At 60.6% G+C, this 2,621-nt stretch carries 3 protein-coding genes and 1 pseudogene; all 4 read right to left on the reverse strand.

Going from position 1 to position 2,621, the window contains the following annotated elements; genetic code table 11:
- The coding region (locus tag D3H34_RS31645; RefSeq protein WP_147400549.1) for a porin at nt 1-1,004 on the reverse strand (1,004 nt) is incomplete at its 3' end.
- 109 nt (nt 1,005-1,113) lie between these two features.
- Entirely contained in the window at nt 1,114-1,923 is an 810-nt protein-coding gene (locus tag D3H34_RS31650) for an SRPBCC family protein (protein WP_119558756.1), read from the reverse strand.
- Nucleotides 1,913-2,392, reverse strand: a complete 480-nt coding sequence (locus tag D3H34_RS31655) for a (2Fe-2S)-binding protein (protein ID WP_119558757.1) — start codon at nt 2,390-2,392, stop codon at nt 1,913-1,915. The genes D3H34_RS31650 and D3H34_RS31655 overlap by 11 nt, the downstream gene beginning before the upstream one ends.
- Nucleotides 2,389-2,621: pseudogene (locus D3H34_RS31660) on the reverse strand (FAD binding domain-containing protein); the annotation flags it as partial. The pseudogene D3H34_RS31660 and the gene D3H34_RS31655, both read right to left, overlap by 4 nt.

Raw genomic sequence — 2,621 nt, forward strand, 5'->3', positions numbered from 1 at the left:
GCTGCATTGCCGCTGTTCTTCATATAGCCCAATGAAGCGTATGCCGCAGTGCGCTTGGACAGGCTGTAGGTGCCGCGCAGCACCAGCTGCTGGCCCTTGTCCGCGTTGTCCTTGTACTTAAGCTGGTTGTACTGGGCATCCAGCGTCCACTGGCCCATGGGGTAGTTCACCCCCACAAACCACAGGTCGTTGCGTGGTGAGGCCACATATCCATCATTCTTGCGATGCATATAGCCACCGCCAATCTTTGCACCAGCAAACTTCACATAGCCATTGAGCATGGTGCGCTTGTCGGCCTTATCACTACTGATCAGCCCCGCGAAAGCGCCGGGACCGCCACGCAGCGCGTCATGCGCCAGCGCTGCACCCCATGTCGCCGTGTCGTACTTGAGCATGGCCGACCACTCGCGGCAGGTTTTGGCGTCGGTGCTGCTTTCACCCGCGCAGTTGGTGCCGGCGGGGCTGGGGCCCGCATTGACGGCATCGCGACCAAAGCTATAGGTCGCGCCTATCGTCAGGCCCGAGAACGTGCCCTTGTAGGAGATCGCATTGTCGGCACGTGCATTGGGAAAGTAGTTGTCCAGGCTGGCCATGCTGTGCAGGCTCGGACCGATCACGTCGGCATCGAGCACGGACCAGAACAGCATGGTGTATTGGCGGCCCAGGCCCAGCGAGCCCCAGGGGCCGTTGAGACTGACGAAAGATTGGCGGCCAAATCCGCGCCCCCCCTGGTTGAGTACGCCAGCGTCTGAGCCGATGCCCATCTCCAGGGTGAACGCAGCGCTCAATCCTCCGCCCAGGTCTTCGCGGCCACGAAACCCAAGTCGAGAAGGCACGCTACCCGACAAGGTCGGCATACGTGTCAGGCTTGACTTGCTTGCGCCGACGTTGTTCAAGGCTTCCACCGCCGTGTCCATGATGCCGTAAACCTGTACGGTCGATTGCGCCTGGGCGAGCCCTCCCACCCCCAGAAGCGCAATCGCGCTTGCTACTTTCTTCAGCATGAATGTCTCCAGTTCTCTATGTCGTTTAATATTTTTTTGCATGCGTGGCTTGATATGACTGCGCTGTTAAGTAGTGAGCCTCCTCGTTGGTTGATAGAAAAATTCGTACTTATTTCTGCAGCGACTTCAGCCATTCCCGGCATTCGGACGCCGCCGCAACAGGCCACTCGACACAGATCGTCTTGTCCATCTGACGCACTTCCACGCGTATGGCCTGGCCGGCGCTGCGCGCATTGCTGGTGCGGCCAAAAACGCGGCTCCACCAACCGGCATTTCTGTCTACGTTCTGTGTGGCGGCGGTGATGGCCGGGTCCATGTGATCCTGCGGCTCTGCGCCCGGGAGCGCTGTGGACGCGCAGGCAGGCTTGACCTCAGGGCGCGGGGCAGCTGGCTTGGCCGAAGGCATGGGGAGCGCTGCCACGGTGGCGACGGTGGCGACGGTGGCAGGATGTGCCGCATCGGCAGTCGAGCCGCCGGCCTCGATGCGAGCCGCCAGATTGCTGCCAAACTCTTCCCACAGACGATCGGCCTTGGTCTTCATGACCGACAGGCCAAAGGCGCCCAGGCGACCCAGCACATCGACACTGACCTTGATGCGCAGATCCGTTCCGCCATTGGCCGCAGGCGTCAGGAACACCTCGCTGGTCTGCTTGAGCGAACTGGCCACCGAGGCATCCTCGCCCGTGCCTTCCACGCGCATGTACTCCGGAGCCTTCTGTTCGACGATCTTCGTTTTGAGCTTGAACTTGGCGCTGATGAAGGAAATTTTCTGATGCATCTCCGCCACGTATTCCGTAGGACTGATGACATCGATGGACTTCATCCCCGGCACGGCCCCGGCCATGATTTGCGGATTGAGGAGCAGGTCCCAGACTTGTTGGGGAGGGGCTGAAACGGTCAGAGTCTTTTCAATTTCCATGATGCATCTCCTGTGCTGCGTGCAGCACGGATTCCACAATTTGGGTGTAGCCAGTGCAGCGGCAGAGGTTGCCGGAAAGGCCGTGACGTACTTCCTCGCAACTGGGCTGAGGAGTGTTCTTGAGCAGGTCGCAGGAAGCCATGATGAAACCTGGTGTGCAGTAGCCGCACTGCAGCCCGCCGCACTGCATGAAGTTCTTCTGCAGGGGATGCAGCTGCTCCCCTGCGGCCAGCCCTTCGATGGTGGTGATGCTGCGTCCGTGGACCTGCACGGCCAGCACCAGACAGGATTTGACGACTTCGCCGTCCAGCAGCACCGAGCAGGCGCCGCAGATGCCGGTTTCACAGCCTCGCTTGGTGCCTGTCAGATGCAGGTCGTCTCGTAAAAAGTCCGATAGCAGTCGCCGCGACGCTACCTCAACGCTATGCGATTCGCCGTTGACCTGGCACACGATGCGATGCGTACTCATGCGGCAACTCCTTCATTGATATCAATTCCAAATAGCTTGGCCACAGTGCGGCGGGTTACCGTGCGCACCATCTCGCGGCGGAACTCGCTGCTGCCGCGCAGGTCGGAAACAGGCTGGATGTCCTCGGCCACGATGCTGGCGACCTGCGCAGCGACCTGCGCATTCACCGTCTTGCCGCGCAACCAGTCTTCCGCGCGGCGCAGCCTTGTAGGGATAGGTATGTATGCCT

It is taken from the genome of Acidovorax cavernicola, assembly GCF_003581445.1.